Origin of the sequence: Tenacibaculum haliotis, from assembly GCF_025215075.1 — a bacterium.
Classification (GTDB): Bacteria; Bacteroidota; Bacteroidia; order Flavobacteriales; family Flavobacteriaceae; genus Polaribacter; species Polaribacter haliotis_B.
Genome location: NZ_JAOBTH010000029.1, coordinates 458696 through 479728, shown reverse-complemented (window position 1 = coordinate 479728; position 21033 = coordinate 458696). Strand labels below are relative to the sequence as shown.

23 protein-coding genes are annotated in these 21033 nt (G+C 29.1%); 15 read left to right on the top strand and 8 right to left on the bottom strand.

The genetic code is table 11. The annotated features are described in order from the left end of the window. Window positions 1–23: 23 nt before the first annotated feature. On the top strand, window positions 24–1901 hold the full coding sequence (gene mnmG / locus N2251_RS13950) for a tRNA uridine-5-carboxymethylaminomethyl(34) synthesis enzyme MnmG (RefSeq protein ID WP_260587364.1): 1878 nt from the start codon (window positions 24–26) through the stop codon (window positions 1899–1901). A gap of 92 nt (window positions 1902–1993) precedes the next feature. Further along, window positions 1994–2890 carry a class I SAM-dependent methyltransferase gene (locus tag N2251_RS13945; protein ID WP_260587350.1) on the top strand — a complete coding sequence of 299 codons (897 nt, stop codon included), beginning with the start codon at window positions 1994–1996 and terminating at the stop codon, window positions 2888–2890. A 130-nt stretch (window positions 2891–3020) separates the two neighbouring features. On the opposite strand, the gene N2251_RS13940 is transcribed toward N2251_RS13945, so the two are convergent. After that, window positions 3021–3419 carry a DoxX family membrane protein gene (locus tag N2251_RS13940; RefSeq protein WP_260587349.1) on the bottom strand — a complete coding sequence of 133 codons (399 nt, stop codon included), beginning with the start codon at window positions 3417–3419 and terminating at the stop codon, window positions 3021–3023. Window positions 3420–3543: 124 nt separating this feature from the next. On the opposite strand from N2251_RS13940, the gene N2251_RS13935 reads away from it, so the two are divergent. Further along, a complete protein-coding gene (locus tag N2251_RS13935; protein ID WP_260587348.1) occupies window positions 3544–4467 on the top strand; it encodes an SPFH domain-containing protein in 924 nt (307 codons plus the stop codon). Window positions 4468–4469: 2 nt separating this feature from the next. Then, window positions 4470–4787 (top strand): heavy metal-binding domain-containing protein, encoded by a 318-nt coding sequence (locus N2251_RS13930; protein ID WP_260587347.1) that lies wholly within the window; start codon window positions 4470–4472, stop codon window positions 4785–4787. Window positions 4788–4841: 54 nt separating this feature from the next. Here the strand turns inward: N2251_RS13930 and N2251_RS13925 are convergent, their stop codons facing one another. The 4 genes from N2251_RS13925 to rnr form a co-directional block, all read right to left on the bottom strand. Then, window positions 4842–5033 carry a Sec-independent protein translocase subunit TatA/TatB gene (locus N2251_RS13925; RefSeq protein ID WP_260587346.1) on the bottom strand — a complete coding sequence of 64 codons (192 nt, stop codon included), beginning with the start codon at window positions 5031–5033 and terminating at the stop codon, window positions 4842–4844. 33 nt (window positions 5034–5066) lie between these two features. Beyond that, window positions 5067–5744, bottom strand: a complete 678-nt coding sequence (locus N2251_RS13920; RefSeq protein ID WP_260587345.1) for a head GIN domain-containing protein — start codon at window positions 5742–5744, stop codon at window positions 5067–5069. Between the two features lie 82 nt (window positions 5745–5826). Next, entirely contained in the window at window positions 5827–6447 is a 621-nt protein-coding gene (locus N2251_RS13915) for a hypothetical protein (protein WP_260587344.1), read from the bottom strand. 7 nt (window positions 6448–6454) lie between these two features. Continuing rightward, a complete protein-coding gene (gene rnr / locus N2251_RS13910; RefSeq protein WP_260587343.1) occupies window positions 6455–8671 on the bottom strand; it encodes a ribonuclease R in 2217 nt (738 codons plus the stop codon). A gap of 112 nt (window positions 8672–8783) precedes the next feature. Here rnr and N2251_RS13905 point away from each other — a divergent pair, with 112 nt between their 5' ends. The 4 genes from N2251_RS13905 (at window position 8784) to N2251_RS13890 (ending at window position 11475) form a co-directional block, all read left to right on the top strand. After that, window positions 8784–9695, top strand: coding sequence for a diacylglycerol/lipid kinase family protein (locus N2251_RS13905; RefSeq protein WP_260587342.1), 912 nt, complete (start codon window positions 8784–8786; stop codon window positions 9693–9695). 74 nt (window positions 9696–9769) lie between these two features. After that, complete coding sequence (locus tag N2251_RS13900) at window positions 9770–9937, top strand: hypothetical protein (RefSeq protein ID WP_260587341.1); 168 nt, start codon at window positions 9770–9772, stop codon at window positions 9935–9937. A 663-nt stretch (window positions 9938–10600) separates the two neighbouring features. Further along, window positions 10601–11035 carry a ribose 5-phosphate isomerase B gene (rpiB, locus tag N2251_RS13895; protein WP_260587340.1) on the top strand — a complete coding sequence of 145 codons (435 nt, stop codon included), beginning with the start codon at window positions 10601–10603 and terminating at the stop codon, window positions 11033–11035. Continuing rightward, window positions 11035–11475, top strand: coding sequence for a GNAT family N-acetyltransferase (locus tag N2251_RS13890; protein ID WP_260587339.1), 441 nt, complete (start codon window positions 11035–11037; stop codon window positions 11473–11475). The genes rpiB and N2251_RS13890 overlap by 1 nt, the downstream gene beginning before the upstream one ends. An 8-nt stretch (window positions 11476–11483) precedes the next feature. Here N2251_RS13890 and N2251_RS13885 read toward each other — a convergent pair whose 3' ends face one another. Together N2251_RS13885 and N2251_RS13880 are read right to left on the bottom strand one after the other, a co-directional pair. Next, window positions 11484–12056, bottom strand: coding sequence for a pseudouridine synthase (locus tag N2251_RS13885; RefSeq protein WP_260587338.1), 573 nt, complete (start codon window positions 12054–12056; stop codon window positions 11484–11486). 2 nt (window positions 12057–12058) lie between these two features. Continuing rightward, window positions 12059–12850: an aldose 1-epimerase gene (locus N2251_RS13880; protein ID WP_260587337.1), complete on the bottom strand. Its 792-nt coding sequence runs from the start codon at window positions 12848–12850 to the stop codon at window positions 12059–12061. Window positions 12851–12966: 116 nt separating this feature from the next. Between N2251_RS13880 and recA the strand changes: the two genes are divergently transcribed. The 4 genes from recA to N2251_RS13860 all read left to right on the top strand — a co-directional run bounded on the left by recA (window position 12967) and on the right by N2251_RS13860 (window position 17210). After that, on the top strand, window positions 12967–13974 hold the full coding sequence (gene recA / locus N2251_RS13875) for a recombinase RecA (protein WP_260587336.1): 1008 nt from the start codon (window positions 12967–12969) through the stop codon (window positions 13972–13974). 122 nt (window positions 13975–14096) lie between these two features. Continuing rightward, on the top strand, window positions 14097–14957 hold the full coding sequence (locus tag N2251_RS13870) for an AraC family transcriptional regulator (protein ID WP_260587335.1): 861 nt from the start codon (window positions 14097–14099) through the stop codon (window positions 14955–14957). A 28-nt stretch (window positions 14958–14985) separates the two neighbouring features. Then, window positions 14986–16668: an amidohydrolase gene (locus tag N2251_RS13865; protein ID WP_260587334.1), complete on the top strand. Its 1683-nt coding sequence runs from the start codon at window positions 14986–14988 to the stop codon at window positions 16666–16668. 2 nt (window positions 16669–16670) lie between these two features. After that, window positions 16671–17210 carry a GNAT family N-acetyltransferase gene (locus tag N2251_RS13860; RefSeq protein WP_260587333.1) on the top strand — a complete coding sequence of 180 codons (540 nt, stop codon included), beginning with the start codon at window positions 16671–16673 and terminating at the stop codon, window positions 17208–17210. Here N2251_RS13860 and dut read toward each other — a convergent pair. Next, window positions 17207–17638 carry a dUTP diphosphatase gene (gene dut, locus N2251_RS13855; protein WP_260587332.1) on the bottom strand — a complete coding sequence of 144 codons (432 nt, stop codon included), beginning with the start codon at window positions 17636–17638 and terminating at the stop codon, window positions 17207–17209. The genes N2251_RS13860 and dut overlap by 4 nt on opposite strands. A 93-nt stretch (window positions 17639–17731) precedes the next feature. Here dut and N2251_RS13850 point away from each other — a divergent pair, with 93 nt between their 5' ends. The 3 genes from N2251_RS13850 to N2251_RS13840 all read left to right on the top strand — a co-directional run bounded on the left by N2251_RS13850 (window position 17732) and on the right by N2251_RS13840 (window position 20897). Beyond that, on the top strand, window positions 17732–18727 hold the full coding sequence (locus N2251_RS13850; RefSeq protein WP_260587331.1) for an NAD(P)H-dependent glycerol-3-phosphate dehydrogenase: 996 nt from the start codon (window positions 17732–17734) through the stop codon (window positions 18725–18727). 232 nt (window positions 18728–18959) lie between these two features. Beyond that, the gene (locus tag N2251_RS13845) at window positions 18960–19619 is read left to right on the top strand and encodes a hypothetical protein (protein ID WP_260587330.1); all 660 of its coding nucleotides are present in this window, start codon (window positions 18960–18962) and stop codon (window positions 19617–19619) included. Window positions 19620–19628: 9 nt separating this feature from the next. Next, on the top strand, window positions 19629–20897 hold the full coding sequence (locus tag N2251_RS13840) for an MFS transporter (RefSeq protein WP_260587329.1): 1269 nt from the start codon (window positions 19629–19631) through the stop codon (window positions 20895–20897). The last annotated feature ends 136 nt before the right edge of the window (window positions 20898–21033 follow it).

Below are 21033 nucleotides of genomic sequence, written 5' to 3'. Positions count from 1 at the left end.
TCCACGTGGAACAGCATATAAAAATGAGTTTATTTAATACAACATACGATGTAATTGTAGTAGGTGGTGGACACGCTGGTAGTGAAGCTGCAGCTGCAAGTGCCAACATGGGTGCACATACGTTATTAATAACAATGAACCTTCAGAATATAGCTCAAATGAGTTGTAATCCAGCAATGGGTGGTATCGCTAAAGGGCAAATAGTTCGCGAAATTGATGCTTTAGGGGGTTACAGTGCAATTGTAACCGATAAGACTGCTATTCAGTTTAAGATGCTTAATAAATCAAAAGGACCTGCAATGTGGAGTCCGAGGGCACAGTCGGACAGAATGCAATTTGCAGAGTGCTGGAGAAATATGTTAGAGAAGACAGATAATTTAGATTTTTATCAGGACTCTGTTAACGGATTAATTTTTGATGAAAATAAAATCGTTGGTGTAAAAACAGCTTTAGGATTAGAGATAAAAGCAAAGACTGTTATTATTACTGCCGGTACTTTTTTAAATGGATTGATTCATATAGGTGAAAAAACATTTGGTGGTGGTAGAGCAGGTGAAGGAGCTTCAACAGGTATTACAGAAGATTTAGTTGCTAAAGGATTTGAATCTGGAAGAATGAAAACAGGAACTCCTCCAAGAGTTGATGCTCGCTCTTTAGATTTTTCTAAAATGACTGAACAACCTGGAGATGAAAATCCAGAGAAGTTTTCTTATTTACCTAACATTAAAAAATTAACAGAACAACGTTCTTGCTATTTAACACACACCAATACAAAAGTACACGATATACTTCGTGCTGGCTTTGATCGTTCACCAATGTTTAATGGTAGAATTAAATCTACAGGACCACGTTATTGTCCATCAGTAGAAGATAAGATTGATCGTTTTGCAGATAAAGATCGTCATCAGGTTTTTGTTGAACCAGAGGGATGGAATACTGTTGAAATTTATGTAAACGGATTTTCTACTTCTATGCCAGAAGATGTACAGGATGAAGCAATTCGTCATATTCCAGGATTTAAAAATGTAAAATTCTTACGTTTTGGATACGCAATTGAATATGATTTCTTTCAACCAACACAATTAAAACATAGTTTAGAAACGAAGTTAATTGAAAATTTATTCTTTGCAGGTCAAATAAACGGAACGACGGGTTATGAAGAAGCAGCTGCACAAGGTTTAATGGCTGGTGTAAATGCAGCCTTAAAAACTCAAAATAAAGAACCCTTTATATTAAAAAGAAGTGAAGCTTATATTGGAGTTTTAATTGATGACTTAATTACCAAAGGAACAGAAGAACCATATAGAATGTTTACTTCTCGTGCTGAATACAGAACGTTATTAAGACAAGATAATGCCGATTTAAGATTAACTCCAATTGGTCATAAATTAGGATTAGCTTCTGATGAAAGATTAGAAAGAGTACTAGAGAAGAAAGAGAAAACAGATAAATTGATTCACTTTATTACAAACCTAAGTGTAAAGAAAGAAGATATAAATCCTATTTTAGAAGCTAAAGGATTATCGGTTGTTAATCAAACAATGAAATTAATAAAGATAGCAACACGTCCTCAGTTAAGTTTAAGTGATTTTAATAGCATTGAAAAGTTACACAACTATATAAAAGAAAACGAAATGAATACTGATGTAATAGAGCAGACAGAGATTCATTTAAAATATTCGGGATATATAGATAAAGAAAAGAACAATGCTGATAAATTAAATAGATTAGAAAAAGTTGTAATACCTGCAAATTTCGATTATGATAAAGTACATTCATTATCTATTGAAGCTAGAGAAAAATTAGTAAGCATTCAACCTACTTCAATATCTCAAGCAAGTAGAATAAGTGGAGTTTCACCTAGTGATATTTCTGTGCTATTAGTTTATATGGGTAGATAATAATATCAACTTAATAATAAAAAGAAAAACGTTCCATGTGGAACGTTTTTCTTTTTTACGTAATATTGCAATAACATTATAGCATGTTCCACATGGAACATCTTAAAAAGAAAAAGAAATTGAATACAGAAAAAGCACTTTATAAAAACCTAACTCCGTTATTAAACTGTATAGATTATACTGTTTCAGATGAGAGTTATGAAGTAATGTATAATAAGGAATATGATATGCTTGTTACTTCACCCGTACCGGTGAATTTAGAAAGTTATTATGTGAGTGATTCATACATTTCTCATACCGATAGTAAGAAAACACTTTTTGACCGCGTATATCAATTAGTAAAAAACCATACACTAAATCAAAAACTGAAATTGATAAACTCTTTTAATACAAAAGATAAAACAATTTTGGACGTAGGAGCGGGGACAGGTGATTTTTTAAAAGTATGTAAAAATAATAATTGGAAAGTTAATGGAATAGAACCTTCTGATAAAGCAAGAAAGTTTGCCGAAGGAAAAAGCATCATCCTTAAAAAAGATATTTCGGAATATGAAGGAAAACAATTTGATGTAATTACACTTTGGCATGTTTTAGAACATGTTCCTAATTTAATAGAATATACACATCAATTAAAAAAATTATTAAAACCAAATGGTGTTTTAATAATTGCAGTTCCTAATTTTAAAAGTTATGATGCAAGTCGTTATAAAGAATTTTGGGCAGCTTATGATGTACCAAGACATTTGTGGCATTTTTCTAAAACAGCTATAAAAAAAATATTTTCTGATATAGAAATGAACGTAGAAAAAATACTTCCAATGAAGTTTGATGCTTTTTATGTTTCGTTATTATCTGAAAAATACAAATCAAAAAAATCAAGACCATTACGTGCTTTTTTTAACGGATTAAGATCAAATTTAAAAGCAAGTAAAAATGGAGAGTATTCTTCTTTAATATATCTGATAAAAAAAAACAAAAATCAATTTTAAGTATCATTTAAAAGCATTTAACTACACAAAACATACACTTTACTTAAATAAAAACAAAACGCTCTTAAATTTTAAATTTAAGAGCGTTTTAAATAAGTAATTTTTATTTAATTAATAAATACTATAAATATTAACTATTTAATAAATACATACCCGCAATGGTAATTAAAAAATAAATTGCCAACGTCATTGCACCAGCATAATCTTTTGCTAATCGTTGTCCTATCAAAAGAAAAATTAAAGACAACGCAGAAATTTGAATACCTAATAAAGCTAATTCTCCACTTCCTATAGTTATCAAATTAAAAACACCAATAAGCATAAAAGCACCAGCAAGTAATTCCATCACTAAAATAATAACCAATAAAAGTGGTACTGAATTTTTAAATGGTGAATTTTTAAAATGCTCTTTTATAAAAGATGCATTACCATTCCAATCTGTAACTTTATCGATACCCGATTGTAAAAAAGTAACAATTAAAAAAAGTAGAATTAAAATTTCTGTTGCGTATTTTTGAATAAGTTCCATATAATTGATTTTTAGCAAATATAACTTTAAAAGCAAAAAGTTGTAACATTTAATAAAATTACCGTCAAATAAATAGAAACTTAAATATGTATCTTTACATATACTAATTAAAAAAAATAAAACTATGCCTATTTATTATTATCCAATTCTGTTTTTTGGATTGATTATTTTATTAGCTTCTTTCTTTACAGTGAAGCAACAAACAGCTGCTATTATCGAGCGTTTTGGTAAGCTTCATAGTATTCGTCAATCGGGATTACATTTTAAAATTCCTTTAGTAGACAAGATTGCTGGAAAACTAAGTTTAAAAATTCAACAATTAGATGTAATTATTGAAACTAAAACATTAGATAATGTATTTGTTAAATTGAAAGTTTCAGTTCAATATAAAGTAATTAGAGACAAAGTAGAAGATGCATTTTATAAGTTAGATTATCCGCATGACCAGATTACATCTTATGTATTTGATGTTGTTCGTGCAGAAGTACCTAAAATGATATTAGATGATGTTTTCTTAAAAAAGGATGATATTGCAATTGCTGTAAAATCTGAATTAAATGAAGCAATGATGACGTATGGTTATGATATTATTAAAACATTGGTAACAGATATTGATCCGGATGCACAAGTAAAGGAAGCAATGAATAGAATTAATGCTGCGGATAGAGAAAAAACTGCTGCACAATATGAAGGAGATGCACAACGTATTTTAATTGTTGAAAGAGCTAAAGCTGAGGCAGAAAGTAAGCGTTTACAAGGTAAAGGTATTGCAGATCAGCGTAGAGAAATTGCTCGTGGTTTAGAGGAATCAGTAGAGGTTTTAAATAGAGCTGGAATCAACTCGCAAGAAGCATCTGCATTAATTGTAATTACACAACATTACGATACATTACAATCTATTGGAGCAGATACGAATAGTAACTTAATTTTACTACCAAATAACCCAAATGCGGCAAGTTCTATGTTAAATGATATGGTAGCTAGTTTTGCAGCAACCAATCAAATAGGAGAGAGTATGAAAGAAATTAAAGCTAATAAAAAAGAATAATTATGATAATAACTACAACACCAACTATTGAAAATAAACCAGCAAAAGCATATTTAGGTATTGTTACTGGTGAAACAATTATTGGAGCTAATATTATTAAAGATTTCTTTGCAGGAATTAGAGATATTGTTGGTGGTCGTTCTGGTTCTTACGAGAAAGTTTTACGTGAAGCAAAAGATACTTCATTAAAAGAAATGCAAGAACGTGCCCAAGAATTAGGCGCAGATGCTATTGTTGGAGTTGATTTAGATTATGAAACTGTTGGACCAAATGGCGGAATGCTTATGGTAACAGCCTCTGGAACAGCAATAAAATTTTAAACAAAAAAAACCGAAACTATTAAGTTTCGGTTTTTTTATATTGTTAGAAAATAGTTATTTACTCTCTTCCTTATTTTCTTCGTTTTCTTCTTCTTTAGTTGCAGTTTTAAATTCTTTAATTCCTGTACCTAAACCTTTCATTAATTCAGGAATTTTCTTTCCTCCAAACATTAATAATACTAAAGCTACTACAATGGCAATTTGCCATGGTCCAATCATTCCTAAAAATATGCTAAGTGAAATCATTTTAATTAAATTTTACATTACAAAGATACTAAATTAACTTCGCTGTTCAATTACTCCACCAATTACTTTTTTATCTTTAAATACTTCAGGCGTTCCTTTATAAAAAATAGAACCACCAAAAGAAACCTTAGCATCTAACGTTTCACCAGCTTGTACTTCTACCTTCGATCCTGAACCTGCACGAACATGGTTTAAATCACTTACCATTAATTTATACCCATGGTAAATTCCGCCTAAGTTTGCTTCAACAGTTTGATTTTTTGTAGCTCCAGAAAGCTTAATAACAGCTCCTGAGACGCTTTTTACCTTAAGATGCTTAACATTAACTACCATATTAATAAAAGCGCCTTCTTGGGCTTTAATTTCAATTTGAGCTTGAGAGATTTCCTTACCTGTAATAGTAGCACCTTCATTTGCATCAATTATTTTTAACAACGATGCATAATAAAGTGTTACTTTAACTTTACCATCTGCTGTGGTTTCAGGAAACTTTAAAGCTACTTTTAATGTATTATTTTTATTTTTAATAGTTACTTTCTCTGCCTTTTCTCCTGTAACAATTATTTTATTTTTATCAGATTTAACCAGTTCTAAATCGATACCATTAAATACTTTTATGGTAGAAAAATCTCCTAAATTTTTCGTAATAGTAGTTTGTGCTGAACCTAAAAAAGGCAACAATAACAGACATAAAAATGCTAATTTTTTCATTATAAATTTTGTTAGTTACTAAAGTATAACCAATAATTATACCAATACTATAAAGACAAATATTAAAATTTATTGTGACAAATTAAAAAATTAATTCTGTATTCTTTTTTATTTTAATAACTTTTCCCTGCTTTGGCTTACGTACAGTATTAATAAAACCAAAAAATAAAAGAGATAATAATATTCCTCCTATTGTTAAAGAACCTATTGGCCCTAAAAAATCTGCTATAGCAACAAATATTTTTTTAATAAACCCTCTTCTTCCTGTAGCTCTAATTTCTTCTCCACTCTGTAAACTAATAGCAATTTTATACAAAAAAAAGGTTAAAGCACTTATTACCAAAATAGCAATAGATGTTGGTTTTAATTGTTTGATAAGTGAATAATTTTTAACTACAATTTCTTTTAAATTTTCAATTAAAAAAGATTTCACATTTTCATAAACTAGCGATGCTTTAAATTTTAATTCTAAATCTTCAGTATCATCATCTATAAATTCAACTTCTAATGTCAAATCTGAATCATTAAACACAATTTCTTTGATGTTAGAATATCTATGTACTGAAACATTCGTTAGTTTCTTATGATCAATTAATTCTCTTAAATTCGTTAATTTAGGTTGTTCAGTTAACCAAATAGAATTCTCTTTAGCTATTAAATAATAATTATCAATTTCGTTTTCGCTAATAATCCAAGTTTTCATATTATTTTTAATGCGAAATTAAATGAAAATCTAAATGTTTACGTTCTAAATCGGTGTTTTTTACTTTAACAACAACTTTATCTCCTAATTGAATTATATTTTTTGAAGATTGACCTACAATAGCATATTGCTTTTCATCAAAAATATAATAATCATCCTTTATATCTCTGATTCTCACCATTCCTTCACATTTGTTTGCAGAAATTTCTACGTAAATTCCCCATTCGGTTACACCAGAAATTACACCTTCAAATTCTTCATCTTGATGGTCTTTCATATACTTAATCTGCATATATTTTATGCTAGATCGTTCTGCTTTTGCAGCCATTTCTTCCATTTGTGAAGAATGTTTACATTTTACTTCGTAATCTTCTGCTTTAGGAGATTTTCCACCATCTAAATAATGTTGTAATAAACGATGCGTCATTACATCTGGATAACGACGAATTGGTGAAGTAAAGTGCGAGTAATAATCGAAAGCTAACCCATAATGCCCAATATTTTGAGTTGTATAAGCTGCTTTACTCATAGAACGGATTGCTAAAGTTTCTACCATATTAGCTTCCCCTTTTCCTTGAACATCACTTAGTAATTTATTTAAAGATTGTGAGGTTTTTTCTTTAGTTTCTGTATCAATTTTATAACCAAATTTATTAATAATGTTTTGTAATGAAGCTAATTTATCAATATTTGGTTCATCATGTGTACGGTAAATAAATGTATTTTTCGTTTCTTTTCCTTTAGAAAAACCGATAAATTCAGCTACTTTTCTGTTTGCTAGTAACATAAACTCTTCAATAAGTTTATTAGCATCTTTAGATTCTTTAAAGAAAACTCCTACAGGATTTGCCTTTTCATCTAAATCGAATTTAACTTCTACTCTATCAAAAGATATTGCACCAGCTTTCATACGTTTTTTACGTAATTTTTTAGCTAATTCATCTAGTTTTAAAGTAGCTTCTACAATTTCTGGAGCAACTTCATATTCTTTATCAATAATTGAAATATCAAGCGGCATTGTATACGGCTCAACAATATCAGAAAGTGAACAATTTTCTATAATTGATTGTGCTTCTTCATAGGCAAAACGTTGATCTGAATAGGTAACTGTTCTACCAAACCATTGATTTACAATTTGTGTTTTTTCGTTCATTTCAAAAACAGCAGAAAAAGTTAATTTTTCTTCATTTGGTCGTAAAGAACAAACTCCGTTACTTAACATTTCTGGTAACATTGGTACCACTCTGTCTACTAAATAAACTGATGTTGCACGATCATATGCTTCATCATCTAAAATGGTTTTTGGTTGTAAATAATGAGAAACATCAGCAATATGAATTCCTATTTCATAATTACCATTTTCTAATTTTGTAAACGATAATGCATCATCAAAATCTTTTGCATCTTTCGGATCTATTGTAAAGGTTAAATCTTTACGCATATCACGACGTTTTGCTATTTCAGCTTCCGTAATTTCAATAGGTAAATTTTCAGCTTCTTTTTCTACGGCCTCTTCAAATTCATAAGGTAAACCATATTCTAATAAAATAGAGTGTATTTCTGTTTCATGTTCACCAGGTTTTCCTAAAACTTGTGTGATTTTTCCAAACGGATTTTTAGAATTTTCTGGCCAATCAGTCATTTGTACCACCACTTTATCACCATCTTTTGCACCGTTTATTTTATTCTGAGAAATAAATAAATCTGCCGACATTTTTTGGCTGTCTGGTATTACAAATCCGAAGTTTTTATTCATCTGTAAAACTCCAACAAACTCAGTTTTTTTACGTTCGATGATTTCTACAACTTCAGCTTCGTATTTATTAGATCTACGTTTTTTATAAACATAAGCCTTAACAGTATCTTGATGTAATCCTTTTCCTAAATTTATAGATGGAATAAATATATCGTTCTCAAAATCATCAGACATAAAATATCCATTTCCATTAGCTGTTAAATCTAACGTACCAACATGATATTTACGATCTTCATTAATTTTATATTTTCCTCTATCTATTTCTTTAATTTTCTGATTTCCTGTTAATTCTGCTAATTTTTTTAATACTTGTGTTTTTCCATCAGTATCAGAAATACCCATTTTAGCAGATATCTGCTTATGGTTATATGTTTTTGAATTGTCTTCGTTTAAAATTTTAAATATATTTCTGGTTAAGTCTTTTATTACTCTACCTTTTTTCTTGTATATTTTTTTCTTTCTAGTCATTAATCTTCTTCTTGTTTTATTGTTACCAAAGTACAAATAAATTTAGGTTTTGTTTATTAAATAAGTGTTACCAATCTATTTTGTATTTTGGCGTAATTATATTTTATTATTTATGATAAATTCTTGGTTTGTTATTGCAAATCCTACTTCTGGAAATAAAAAACTTTCTAAAAATTGGAAAGAAATTGAGCAATTGTTAAACGAAAGAAATATCGATTTTTCTTATGCTTTTACAGCCTATTCTAAACACGAAATTGAATTGGTACACAAAGCTATTCAACAAGGTTATAGAAATATAATTTCCGTTGGTGGAGATGGTACACTACATCATGTAGTTAACGGAATTATGACGCAAAGATATGTAAAAACTTCTGATATCACAGTTGGAGTCATTCCTTTAGGTACAGGTAACGATTGGATTAAGACTTATAACATACCAAATAACATAAAATTAGCAATAGATTTAATTACCCAACAAAAAACTATTTTACAAGATATTGGTTATTTAGAACTAGCAAATACTACTGCTTTTTTTAATAATGTTGCAGGAATAGGATATGATGGTTACGTTGTTAATAAGTTGAATACACTTAAAAAATTTGGCCCACTAGCATATCTTATAAGTGGTATTGCCGGTTTATTATTCTACAAAAAAACTAGTTTTACTATTGAAGTTAACAATAAAGTAATTGAAACAAAATGTTTAATGACTTTATTTGGTATTTGTAAATACTCTGCAGGTGGCATGCAACTAACTGATTATAAATATACTACAGATGGTTTATTTGATATAACTATTGCTAAAAATTTATCTCTTTTAGATTTAATTATCAATATTAAGAAATTATATAACGGATTGATTGTAAATCACAAAAAGGTAGAAACACAATTATCTAATACTTTGTTAATAACTCCGGCTTCTCTTAAAAATCCTCCGTTTATTCAGGCTGATGGAGAATTAATAGGTACAGGAAAAGTAACTGCAACTATAATTAAGAAAGCAATACAATTTGTAATTTCATAAAAAGTTAAAAAAATCTTAATAAAATTGTAACATTTCTTAAAATTTAACGTCTTTATAACAAGAAGTCGTTACTAATGAAAAACTTACGAAAAATAATAGCGTTGTTTATCTTCATATTTATTACAGGTATTATAGTTACTGTAGTAAGTATAAATACTACTTTAAATAAAAAACCAGCTACAGAATTAGTAAAAGCAAAAGATACTATCTATCTTATTAAAAAAGCTAATAAAACTACTTAAAAGCTGTTCTTCCTATTTTATTCTTACTTATCAACATCATTAGTTTTATCTAGTATTTTTTATCAATTTTATTCTTTAAAATTATCAGTATAAAAAATCTTACTCATTTACTAAATCTTCAATTTTTTTAAATTTGATGTTATTAACATATATAATATTATATATAAAGAATTTTTAAAATTTAAAAAAAGAAATGATTGTTATTATAGTGTGTTAATATGTGGCATAAATAAATGATTAAATTTTTGTGAGTATCAGTTATTAAATAAAATAAACATGTTATTAGTTAAATAAAATGTTTAAAATCAACTATAAAACATAGTTATTAACAAAACTTATAAACAACTATTCACTATTAATTATGAATACTTAATTACATTTACATTGTAAACAACAGGTTAATTTTATGTTGATAAATGTTTACTAGAAACTCATAAAAAAAGTTGTGTATGTAATAGTAGTTCTTGTATTGTAAAAAAAATATAAAAAATCAAATAAACTTTTTAAAATATACCATTACTTCTTAACAATTAGCTAACATTATTCAAGTACTTAATTTTTAAGCACTTATTAAGAATACTTAAAAAAGCATTGTTAATTACTGTTGATAACCCTGAATATCTGTATTTTTGTAATACACAACTAAATTAAAATCAACAAATTATGACAATTGCCATCGGAAATGACCATGCAGGTACCGAGTATAAATTCGAAATTATTACTCTTTTAGAAGAGTTAGGACATAAAGTAATTAATTTCGGAACGAATGATACTAGTAGTATGGATTACCCAGATGCTATTCATCCAACAGCAGAAGCCGTAGAAACAGAACAAGCTGAAATGGGTATTATTTTATGCGGAAGTGGTAATGGTGCTCAAATGACAGCTAATAAACATCAAGGTGTTCGTGCTGCTTTATGTTGGAATAATGAGTTAGTAGCATTAACTCGCCAGCATAATAATGCTAATATTTTAACGATTCCGGCACGTTTTGTATCATTACAACAAGCATTAGGTTTTGTAAAGCTCTTTTTAAGTACAGAATTTGAAGGAGGACGTCACGCAGATAGAGTTAATAAAATAGCTACTAACTGCTAATGGATTTTAAAGTAAAAAATTTTCAAGAATTAACAACTTCAGAACTGTATGAAATACTTCAATTACGTTCTGAAGTTTTTGTAGTAGAACAAGATTGTGTATATCAGGATATTGATTTTAAAGACCAAAAAGCATTACATGTTTTAGGTTTAAAAGATGATAAAATAATAGCGTACACTCGTTTGTTTGATAGTAAACAATATTTTGATACTCCTAGTATTGGTAGAGTAATTGTAAAAGAAGCAGAACGTAAATTTGGTTACGGACATGATTTAATAAAAGCATCAATACAAGCTATTGTTAATAACTACGAAGAAAGAATAATTACGATTTCGGCACAAACTTATTTACAGAAATTTTACGAATCTCACGGATTTAAACAAGTAGGTAAAGGGTATTTAGAAGACGGAATTCCACATATTAAAATGGTGAGAGATTAATAAGGTAGTTATAATAATTCAGTAACCTCTTTTACATCACCAGGTTTCATATTATTTAATAAAATTTCTCCAATACGTACTCTAACTAAACGAAGTGTAGGAAAACCAACGGCGGCTGTCATTTTACGCACTTGCCTAAATTTACCTTCAGTAATAATAATAGCAACCCAACTCGTTGGTCCATGACGTTCATCACGAATTTTTTGAGATCTATTATCAAAATTAGGAGTATCTATTAAAAAAGCTTGTCCAGGTAAAGTCATGTATTTTTTACCATCAAAGCCAATTTCTACACCCTCTTTTAATTTATTTATAGCTTCTTGCGTAATAAGACCATCTACTTGAACATAGTATTCTTTTTCTACTTTTTTACTGCGTACTTGTGCACTTACTTTACCATTGGTAGTTAAAAATAATAAGCCTTCAGAGGCAACATCTAAACGACCAATTGCCATTGTTTCCTCAGGAAAATTAAAATTTAACTCTCCTAATAATTTTTTCTTCCTCTTAGTTTGATTGTTAATAAACTGAGATAAAAAACCATAAGGCTTATGAATTATAAAATGTCTGTGATTTTCCATGTTTATAAAGTACTAATAGTTACAGAAAAATACTCTTTACCAGTACTAATTCTCATATTTTTTTCTGAATACTCTTGAGTTTCTAACAACGGATATTGAGTTATAGGTTCTATACAAATCATGTTGTTAACTTCTGTCCACAACATAAAATTATTAAAGTTTTTGGTAGCTATTTTTATGTTAGGTAACTCATTTTTTATCAAAATAATTTCATCAGTATTTAAAACCTTATAAGCTGCTGATCCTACATTTAAAATATCATTTAAAGTAATTTCTTTTTCTGATGTTTTTATAATTTCGGTTCCAAAACCCGAAAGTTTAAATGCAGGATGATATCCTAACATATATGGCATTCGTTTTTCTGAAGTACTTTCAAAATTTATTTTTAAAGCATTTTTTGATAATGAAATTATTTTTCTAAAAGTAAAATCATAAGGCCAAAACAACTTTTCTTGCGTAGATTTATTTGGATATTTAGTATTATTTATCAGTGTATTTTTTACATATTTTTTTTCAAAAATAGCGGTAGTAGCATCTCTAGAAATAAGTTGATAATCAAGTTCTCTTAATAAACCATGCTGATCTTGCTTGGCAATACCATTTGGTGTTTCAATACTATAATTATTAATTTTTGTAGGGCCAATAATAGGAAACATTTCTGTATCCGTAGCATTCCAACCAGGTGCATCTTTACAATGCATAATTTCTTCGTTATCAACAATAAAACTAATAACTTCTCCTTTACTTATAGTAATGTTACAATTTGCATTTTTTAAAAGAATAGTTGCAGTCATTTCGGTAAAAATTAATAAAAAACAATATTACAAAATGTAGCCTAAAAAAGATGGTAAAATAAAGGGAGTTTTTCATAACTTAGCCACTCTTATTTTTAATATAATTAGAACGATTTATGGCAGCAGATAAAGAAAAAGAAGCGAAATTAAAAGCATTGCAACTTACCCTTGATAAGTTAGATAAAACCTACGGAAAAGGGTCTGTAATGAAATTAGGAGATAGTCAAGTTGAAGATATTGAGGCAATTTCATCAGGATCTTTAGGATTAGATTTAGCTTTAGGTGTAGGTGGATATCCTCGTGGAAGAGTTATAGAAATATACGGACCAGAATCGTCAGGTAAAACAACCTTAACATTACACGCAATTGCAGAAGCGCAAAAAGCAGGTGGTATTGCAGCTTTTATTGATGCAGAACATGCTTTTGATCGTTTTTATGCAGAAAGCTTAGGAATAGATACAGATAATTTAATTATTTCTCAACCAGATCATGGTGAGCAAGCATTAGAAATTGCCGATAATTTAATTCGTTCTGGAGCTATTGATATTGTAGTAATTGATTCGGTTGCAGCATTAACACCAAAATCTGAGATTGAAGGTGAAATGGGAGACTCTAAAATGGGATTACATGCCCGTTTAATGTCGCAAGCATTACGTAAATTAACAGGTACTATTAGTAAAACAAAATGTACTGTTATATTTATTAACCAGTTACGTGAAAAAATTGGTGTAATGTTTGGTAACCCAGAAACTACAACGGGTGGTAATGCATTAAAATTTTATGCATCTGTTCGTTTAGATATTCGTCGTAGAACACAAATTAAAGATGGCGATAGAGTTATTGGTAACAGTACCAAAGTAAAAGTAGTAAAGAATAAAGTTGCTCCACCTTTTCAAATTGCAGAATTTGATATTATGTATGGTAAAGGAATCTCTAAAGTTGGTGAGGTTTTAGATATTGGTGTAGAATACGGAATTATAAAGAAAAGTGGTTCATGGTTTAGCTATGGAGATACAAAATTAGGTCAGGGTAGAGATGCTGTTAAAAGCCTAATTAAAGATAATCCTGAATTAATGGACGAACTTGAAGGTAAAATAAAAGATGCTATTGAAAATCAAGAATAAGTTTTAAATTAAAAGGTTTATTTATTAAAAAGCTGTTGAGAAATCAACAGCTTTTTTTTGTACTTTAAAAGTTGTCAATTTAAGACAAAAGTTAGACTAAAAATTCACTTTATATTTGTTGCATGGATACTAAAGAATATTATTTAAACCGTTTACAACAAGTAGTATCCTATTTAAGAACCAAATACAATCAAAAAATTCTGATAGAAGATTTAGAAGAATTATCTAACTTTTCATACAGAAATTTACAACGTATTTTTAAAGCACATTATAACGAAACTATAGGAGCTTATGTTACAAGAGTAAAAGTAGAAAATAGCGCAAAAATGTTATTATTTACAAATGATGAAATAAAAAATATTGCTGATAATATTGGCTATTCAGATGTACAATCATACACTAAATCATTTATAAAACACTTTGGTATTTCCCCTGCCATTTACCGAAATAAAAAAGAACAAATATTACAAAAAAAGAATAATAAAAAACATACAATTATGCCTTTTTTTGAAGATAAAATTACTGTATTAGAATCTAAAAAAGTATTGTATAAAACATATAAAGGAGATTATTGCCATCATAAAATTGATGAAGTTTGGAGTAATTTATTATTAGAAGCATCATCGGTAAATATTAATACTAATGAAGCTATTTCCTTCGGGATAATTTGGGATGAACCTATAATTTCTGAAAGTATAATATATAATTATGATGCTTGTTTAGTTGTAAATAATGCAAGTGAAATTCTAAATAAAAAGTTTAAAGTAAAAATAATTCCAGAACAAAAATATGCTGTTTTTACTCATATTGGTAATTATAAATCTATCAGTAAAACATACGATAAAATTTTTAGTAATTGGATTTTTACTTCTGAGAAAGAAGTATCAGAAAAGCCTTTTTTAGAGTTTTATACAAAACATGAAAGTCATACAAATGACCAAAACGAATACCAAACAGAAATTTATGTACCTTTAAAAGATTGATTTTTAAATCGATATTAAAATGAAAAAAATGAAACTATTAATTATGTTACTTAGTGTAGTTTTTACTACAAATTCATGTTCTAGCGAACATGAAATAAATACATCTAATATAAAAATAAGTACACAAAAATTATACTATAACGCTAAAGTTTTTACAGTTGATTCTGAAAAAACTTGGGCAGAAGCATTGTTAATAGATAAAAATAAAATAATTTTTGTAGGTTCTAATATAGCAGCAGAAAAAGCGGCAGACGATGATGTAATAAAAATTGATTTAAAAGGTAAAGTAATTTTACCAGGCTTTCATGATGTACATATGCATCCGATGGAAGTAGGAGCTACAACAACCGTTTTTACTTTAAATGAAGAAGAAACCAATGCCGAAAATTATATTTCAGCAATTAAAACAGCAGCAAACCGAAACCCTAATGTTGAATGGATTATTGGCTTCGGGCATTCAATAAATACACTTTTAGAAGCAACAAGAAATCCGTTAGAAATTATTAATGAAGCCGTTTCTGATCGACCTGTAATTATTATGGAGAAAACATCACATTCTATGTGGATAAATTCAAAAGGATTAGAATTGGCAGGTATAACCACAACAACAGAAAATCCGCAAGGCGGAATCATCATAAAAGAAGCTGGTATTTTACAAGGTATTTTAATTGATAATGCAGGCGATGTTGTTTTTCAACAAGCTGTAGCCGCTCTAAACGATGCTGATGGAGAGTACAACGGAATGGTTGAGTATGTATTACCAGAACTTGCAAAACACGGAATTACATCAGTTTCTGATGCTAGAACTTATTGGAAGAGAGACCAACATAAAACATGGAAAAATTTAGCAGACGATGATAAATTAACTGCTCGTTTTAATTTGGGTTTATGGGCATATCCAACAGAAGCTGATGCAAGTCAAATAGCATCATTAAAAGCGTTATTTTCTAATGATGATGACAGTTTCTTAAAAATAAATCAAATAAAATTATATGCAGATGGTATAACGCATAACACAACTGCTGCATTGCATTCTAATTACAAAGAAGATTATTTTCAGCAATCAACAAATAACGGACTGAATTATTTTACAGAAAGTAGAATTGCTAAATACATTGCTGAATTAGAAGTTACAGGATTCGATTTTCATATTCATGCAATTGGAAATCGTGGTGTAACAGAAGCTTTAAATGCTATTCAACAAAGTGGAACCCCGAAAGGAAGACACCGTTTAACTCATGTAGAAATGGTTACATCTGCCGATATTAATCGTTTTAAAGCATTAAACGTAACAGCAGATGCACAAGTTGGTGGTGAATTTACACAACCTAAATATTGGCACGATAATGATCATTTACTAGGAAGTGATTTGGCAGATAATCAAGTTCCTATTAAATCATTAAAAGAGGCAGGAGTAAGAATTACATTAAGTAGCGATTGGAATGTAAGTTCATTAAATCCGTTTGTAGGAATTCAAAATGCTGTAACACGTTCCCCACAAAATATTTCATTAGAAGAAGCAATTAAAGCATATACTTTAAACGGTGCCTATTTAATGAGACAAGAAGATAAAGTAGGTTCTTTAGAAGTAGGTAAACTAGCAGATTTTGTTGTTTTAGATAATGATATTTTTACAATCCCTGCAACTCAAATTAATCAGACTAAAGTTATTTTGACTATTTTTAACGGAAAAGAAATTTATAAAAAATAAGATTGATAAACATCACAGAAAACATACAGCTAAAAGAAATTTTGAATACTGATTCAGAAACTTTTTTCACATTAATGAAAGAAATTTATCCACCAGCTTACAGTCATTTTTGGAAAGATGGCGGAGCTTGGTACATAAATACACAATACTCAAAAGAAAAATTCAGTAATGAACTTTTAGAAAAAAAATCTGAAAATTACTTTGTACTATTTAATAACGAAATAATAGGTAATTTGAGAATTGTTTGGGATGAGCAACTCGATGGTTTTGTTGATGAAAAACACGTAAAATTACACCGAATTTACTTACATCAAAAAACACAAGGAAACGGAATTGGTAAAAAATTATTGAATTGGTTAGAAACTCAAGCCATTAAAAAACAATATGATCTTATTTGGTTAGATGCTATGGATGCGCAACCACAAGCTTTCGAATTTTATAAAAAACTCGAATACCAATATCATTCACATTGTTTTTTAGACTTTGAATTATTGTACGATGAGATTCGTAAAATGAGTCAACTTTATAAAAAAATAACTTAAACTCCAGTACTACCAAAACCACCAGCACCACGTTCAGTTTCATTTAAAACAGTAACTTCTTGCCAGTTTACACGTTCGTGTTTTGCAATTACTAATTGCGCAATACGCTCACCATCATTTACAATAAATTCTTCGTTAGATAGGTTTACTAAAATAACCCCAATTTCACCACGATAATCAGCATCAACGGTTCCAGGAGCATTTAATACAGTAATACCTTTTTTAGCTGCCAATCCGCTTCGCGGACGAACTTGTGCCTCAAAACCATTAGGCAAAGCAATAAATAAACCGGTTTTTATAATTGCTCTTTCTAAAGGTTTTAGAACTAGAGGTTCGTTTAAATTAGCACGTAAATCCATTCCGGCAGAACCTTCGGTTTCATATGCAGGAGTTTGATGTTTCGATTTGTTTATTATTTGTACGTTCATGATGTTTGGTTTTTCAAAATTCAAATATAATACCCTTAACTTTTAGAAGAAGCCTATAGATTTATTAATTTAGCATACTAAACAAACAACGATATGAGTAAGCAAACCAAAATAGCGGTTTTAGGTGGAGGAAGTTGGGCTACTGCCATTGTAAAAATGTTATCTGAAAATCTAGAAAACATTGGTTGGTATATGCGAAGTGTATATGCTATAGAACATATAAAACGTAACAAACACAATCCTAATTATTTAAGTTCGGCAGAGTTGCAACCAGCGCAGTTAGATTTGTCTGATGATATGAATTATATTGTTGATAATTATGATGTGCTTATTTTTGCTATTCCCTCAGCTTTTATAAATACCGAATTAGAAAAATTAACGGCTTCATTAAAGGATAAAATAATTTTTTCAGCAATTAAAGGAATTGTACCAGAAACAGGATTAATTGTTGGCGAGCATTTTCATCAAAAATTTAATATTCCGATAGAAAACATTGGTGTACTTACAGGTCCATGTCATGCAGAAGAAGTAGCAATGGAACGTTTATCTTATTTAACGTTAGCTTGTCAAGATGCTGAAAAAGCCAAAGATTTAAGCAAATATATTGCTGGTCGTTATATAAAAACAAAAATATCTGATGATATTATTGGTACAGAATATGCTGCCATGTTAAAAAATATTTATGCTATTGCCGCAGGTATTGCTCATGGTTTAGGCTATGGAGATAATTTCCAAGCAGTATTAATGAGTAACGGTATTCGTGAAATGAAACGCTTTATTAAAAAGGTTCATAAAATGAAACGTAATATTAATAATTCGGCTTATTTAGGTGATTTATTAGTTACAGGATACTCTGTTTTTAGTAGAAATAGAATGTTTGGTAACATGATTGGTAAAGGCTATACTGTAAAATCTGCACAAATGGAAATGAGTATGGTTGCTGAAGGATATTATGCAGCAAAAAGTGCTTATGAAATTAATCAAAAAAATGGTGCAAAAACACCTATTATCGATGCTGTTTATAATGTACTATACGACAAAAAAGAAGCGAAAGATGAGTTTTTAAAGTTAACAAATAGATTAGATTAGTTGTTGTTTGCATTTATACAAATAATCCTTCTTAATAAAAAGAAGTCAACCCATCAATCGCTTCTAAGATTGTGTTGTGTTAGGTTTTGTTAAAAACAATGCAATAGGAACAAATTTAATTTAAAAATCTGATTAGCAAAGGTTTTTGTAAGATATCTTACAAAATTTTAAAAATAGAAAAATTTTACTGTTCGTTATATTTTATTTACATTTGTTTAAAATTAAACAAAAAATGAAAACAATTCAAGAAGCTGTAGAAATAACGATAAGGAAAACTCCTTTTATTGAGGAAGCTTTAAATGAAAAGTTAATTAATGTATCTTCTTTAGCAAGGGTTGTGTTACCAGAAGTTTCTAAATTACTAAAAAAAGATATAAAAGTAGGCGCTGTTATGATGGCTATAAACAGGTTATCGCCAGCAAATGAATTAAGAGTACGTAAAAACATCAAAAAATTAGCGCTTGATCTTGGTGATGTTATAGTTCGTTCGGATTTATGTGATTTTACTTTTAAAAATACACCATCTTTATTAAAAGAAATTGCTAAAATTTTAAGTAAATCTGCCGATAGTAATGATTATTTTTTAACGGTTTCTCAAGGAATTTTTGAAACAAATATCGTAACGAGTAAAAATTTACAACATTTTGTTGAAGAAATTTTTAAGAAAGAAACGTTAATTAATAACGTAAACGATTTAGCTTCTATAACAATTAAGCTTCCAAAAGATAATTTGGAACAATCTGGAATATATTATTTTATTTTAAAACAATTTGCTTGGGCTAATATCGCTGTACAAGAAGTAATTTCTACTACTCATGAAATGACAATTGTAGTAAAAGAGCAAGATGTAAATGAAACTTTTGCCATTTTAATGGATTTAAAACTGAATTAATAAAACATCATGGAAAAGAAAGATCCATACGCTTCCTTAAGAATTAAAGAGTTTAATATTTTTCTTTTAGTGCGTTTTGCGTTAGTATTTGCATGGTCTATGCAGTTTATTATTATCGAATGGCAAGTATACAGTATTACAAAAAACCCGTTATCATTGGGTATAATTGGCTTGATGGAAGTAATTCCGGCAGTTTCTATGGCACTTTTTGCAGGTCATATTGTAGATCAAAAAGAAAAAAGAAATTTATTAGCACTTTGTATTGGCGCTTTTTCATTAATAAGTTTAGGCTTGTTTTTTTTAACCTTACCAAGTTTTATAAAAGGCTGGGAAATAAACACTGTTTTATATGCAATTTATGGATTGGTATTTTTTGGAGGACTTTTACGTTCGTTTTTTGGTCCAACTATTTTTTCATTAATAGCGTTGATAGTTCCAAAAAAACTATATCCTAATGCAGCAACTTGGAGTAGCTCTACTTGGCAAATGGCTTCAGTATTAGGGCCAGCTTTTGCCGGGTTTACCATTTCATGGATGGGAGTTCATTGGTCGCTTTGTATTGTTTTTGGTTTGGTATTATTTTCATTTTTGATGGTGTTTTTTGTGAAGAAAAAACCAATTTTAAATCCAAAAATTGGCGAGCCAGTATTAAAGAGTTTAAAAGAAGGAATCAGTTTTGTTTTTAAAACAAAAGCTATTTTAGGAGCCATTACTTTAGATATGATTTCGGTACTTTTTGGTGGTGCAGTAGCTTTGTTACCTATTTATGCACAAGATATTTTAAAAGTAGGCCCTGAAGGATTCGGAGCCTTACGTGCTGCACCCGCCATAGGTGCTTTTTTAACGATGTTAGTTACTGCTTACATACCTATTAGTAAAAATGCCGGAATGAAGTTGTTAGCGGCTATTTTTGGCTTTGGAGTTTGTATTATCGTATTCGGGTTATCTTCTGTATTTTGGATATCAATTGTAGCGTTATTTTTTAGTGGTGTTACCGATGGAGTTTCAATGGTAATTCGTCAAACAATTTTACAATTGAAAACACCCGATCATATGCGAGGTAGAGTAGCTTCGGTAAATTCGATGTTTGTAGGTTCTTCTAACGAATTAGGTGCTTTTGAAAGCGGCGTAACGGCAAAGTTAATGGGAACAGTTACTGCTGTTGTTTTCGGAGGAACGATGACTTTAATTACTGTTGTAACTACAGGAATTATAAATCCGACATTAAGAAAATTAGATTTAACAAAGGATTTAGAAGAACATGAAAATATGGAGTAATGATTTATATACTAAGATATAGATTGTGAGTCTAATATATAACTTAGTATATTTCTTTCTACTTAACGGTTTTTTTATGATTGTATATTTTTTTCTTAATAAATAATTATTTTCTAGCCTTTACTTTTTAAATATT

Excerpts from the sequence above, each read along its gene's own strand:
- N2251_RS13945 (WP_260587350.1), top strand. The coding sequence starts at position 1,994 with ATGGAACATCTTAAAAAGAAAAAGAAATTGAATACAGAAAAAGCACTT.
- N2251_RS13870 (WP_260587335.1), top strand. The coding sequence starts at position 14,097 with ATGGATACTAAAGAATATTATTTAAACCGTTTACAACAAGTAGTATCC.
- dut (WP_260587332.1), bottom strand. The coding sequence starts at position 17,638 with ATGAACGTACAAATAATAAACAAATCGAAACATCAAACTCCTGCATAT.
- N2251_RS13920 (WP_260587345.1), bottom strand. The coding sequence starts at position 5,744 with ATGAAAAAATTAGCATTTTTATGTCTGTTATTGTTGCCTTTTTTAGGT.
- N2251_RS13940 (WP_260587349.1), bottom strand. The coding sequence starts at position 3,419 with ATGGAACTTATTCAAAAATACGCAACAGAAATTTTAATTCTACTTTTT.
- rnr (WP_260587343.1), bottom strand. The coding sequence starts at position 8,671 with ATGACTAGAAAGAAAAAAATATACAAGAAAAAAGGTAGAGTAATAAAA.
- N2251_RS13885 (WP_260587338.1), bottom strand. The coding sequence starts at position 12,056 with ATGGAAAATCACAGACATTTTATAATTCATAAGCCTTATGGTTTTTTA.
- N2251_RS13905 (WP_260587342.1), top strand. The coding sequence starts at position 8,784 with ATGATAAATTCTTGGTTTGTTATTGCAAATCCTACTTCTGGAAATAAA.
- recA (WP_260587336.1), top strand. The coding sequence starts at position 12,967 with ATGGCAGCAGATAAAGAAAAAGAAGCGAAATTAAAAGCATTGCAACTT.
- N2251_RS13930 (WP_260587347.1), top strand. The coding sequence starts at position 4,470 with ATGATAATAACTACAACACCAACTATTGAAAATAAACCAGCAAAAGCA.
- N2251_RS13900 (WP_260587341.1), top strand. The coding sequence starts at position 9,770 with ATGAAAAACTTACGAAAAATAATAGCGTTGTTTATCTTCATATTTATT.
- N2251_RS13925 (WP_260587346.1), bottom strand. The coding sequence starts at position 5,033 with ATGATTTCACTTAGCATATTTTTAGGAATGATTGGACCATGGCAAATT.
- N2251_RS13890 (WP_260587339.1), top strand. The coding sequence starts at position 11,035 with ATGGATTTTAAAGTAAAAAATTTTCAAGAATTAACAACTTCAGAACTG.
- N2251_RS13915 (WP_260587344.1), bottom strand. The coding sequence starts at position 6,447 with ATGAAAACTTGGATTATTAGCGAAAACGAAATTGATAATTATTATTTA.
- N2251_RS13865 (WP_260587334.1), top strand. The coding sequence starts at position 14,986 with ATGAAACTATTAATTATGTTACTTAGTGTAGTTTTTACTACAAATTCA.
- N2251_RS13840 (WP_260587329.1), top strand. The coding sequence starts at position 19,629 with ATGGAAAAGAAAGATCCATACGCTTCCTTAAGAATTAAAGAGTTTAAT.
- rpiB (WP_260587340.1), top strand. The coding sequence starts at position 10,601 with ATGACAATTGCCATCGGAAATGACCATGCAGGTACCGAGTATAAATTC.
- N2251_RS13845 (WP_260587330.1), top strand. The coding sequence starts at position 18,960 with ATGAAAACAATTCAAGAAGCTGTAGAAATAACGATAAGGAAAACTCCT.
- N2251_RS13880 (WP_260587337.1), bottom strand. The coding sequence starts at position 12,850 with ATGACTGCAACTATTCTTTTAAAAAATGCAAATTGTAACATTACTATA.
- N2251_RS13850 (WP_260587331.1), top strand. The coding sequence starts at position 17,732 with ATGAGTAAGCAAACCAAAATAGCGGTTTTAGGTGGAGGAAGTTGGGCT.
- N2251_RS13935 (WP_260587348.1), top strand. The coding sequence starts at position 3,544 with ATGCCTATTTATTATTATCCAATTCTGTTTTTTGGATTGATTATTTTA.
- mnmG (WP_260587364.1), top strand. The coding sequence starts at position 24 with ATGAGTTTATTTAATACAACATACGATGTAATTGTAGTAGGTGGTGGA.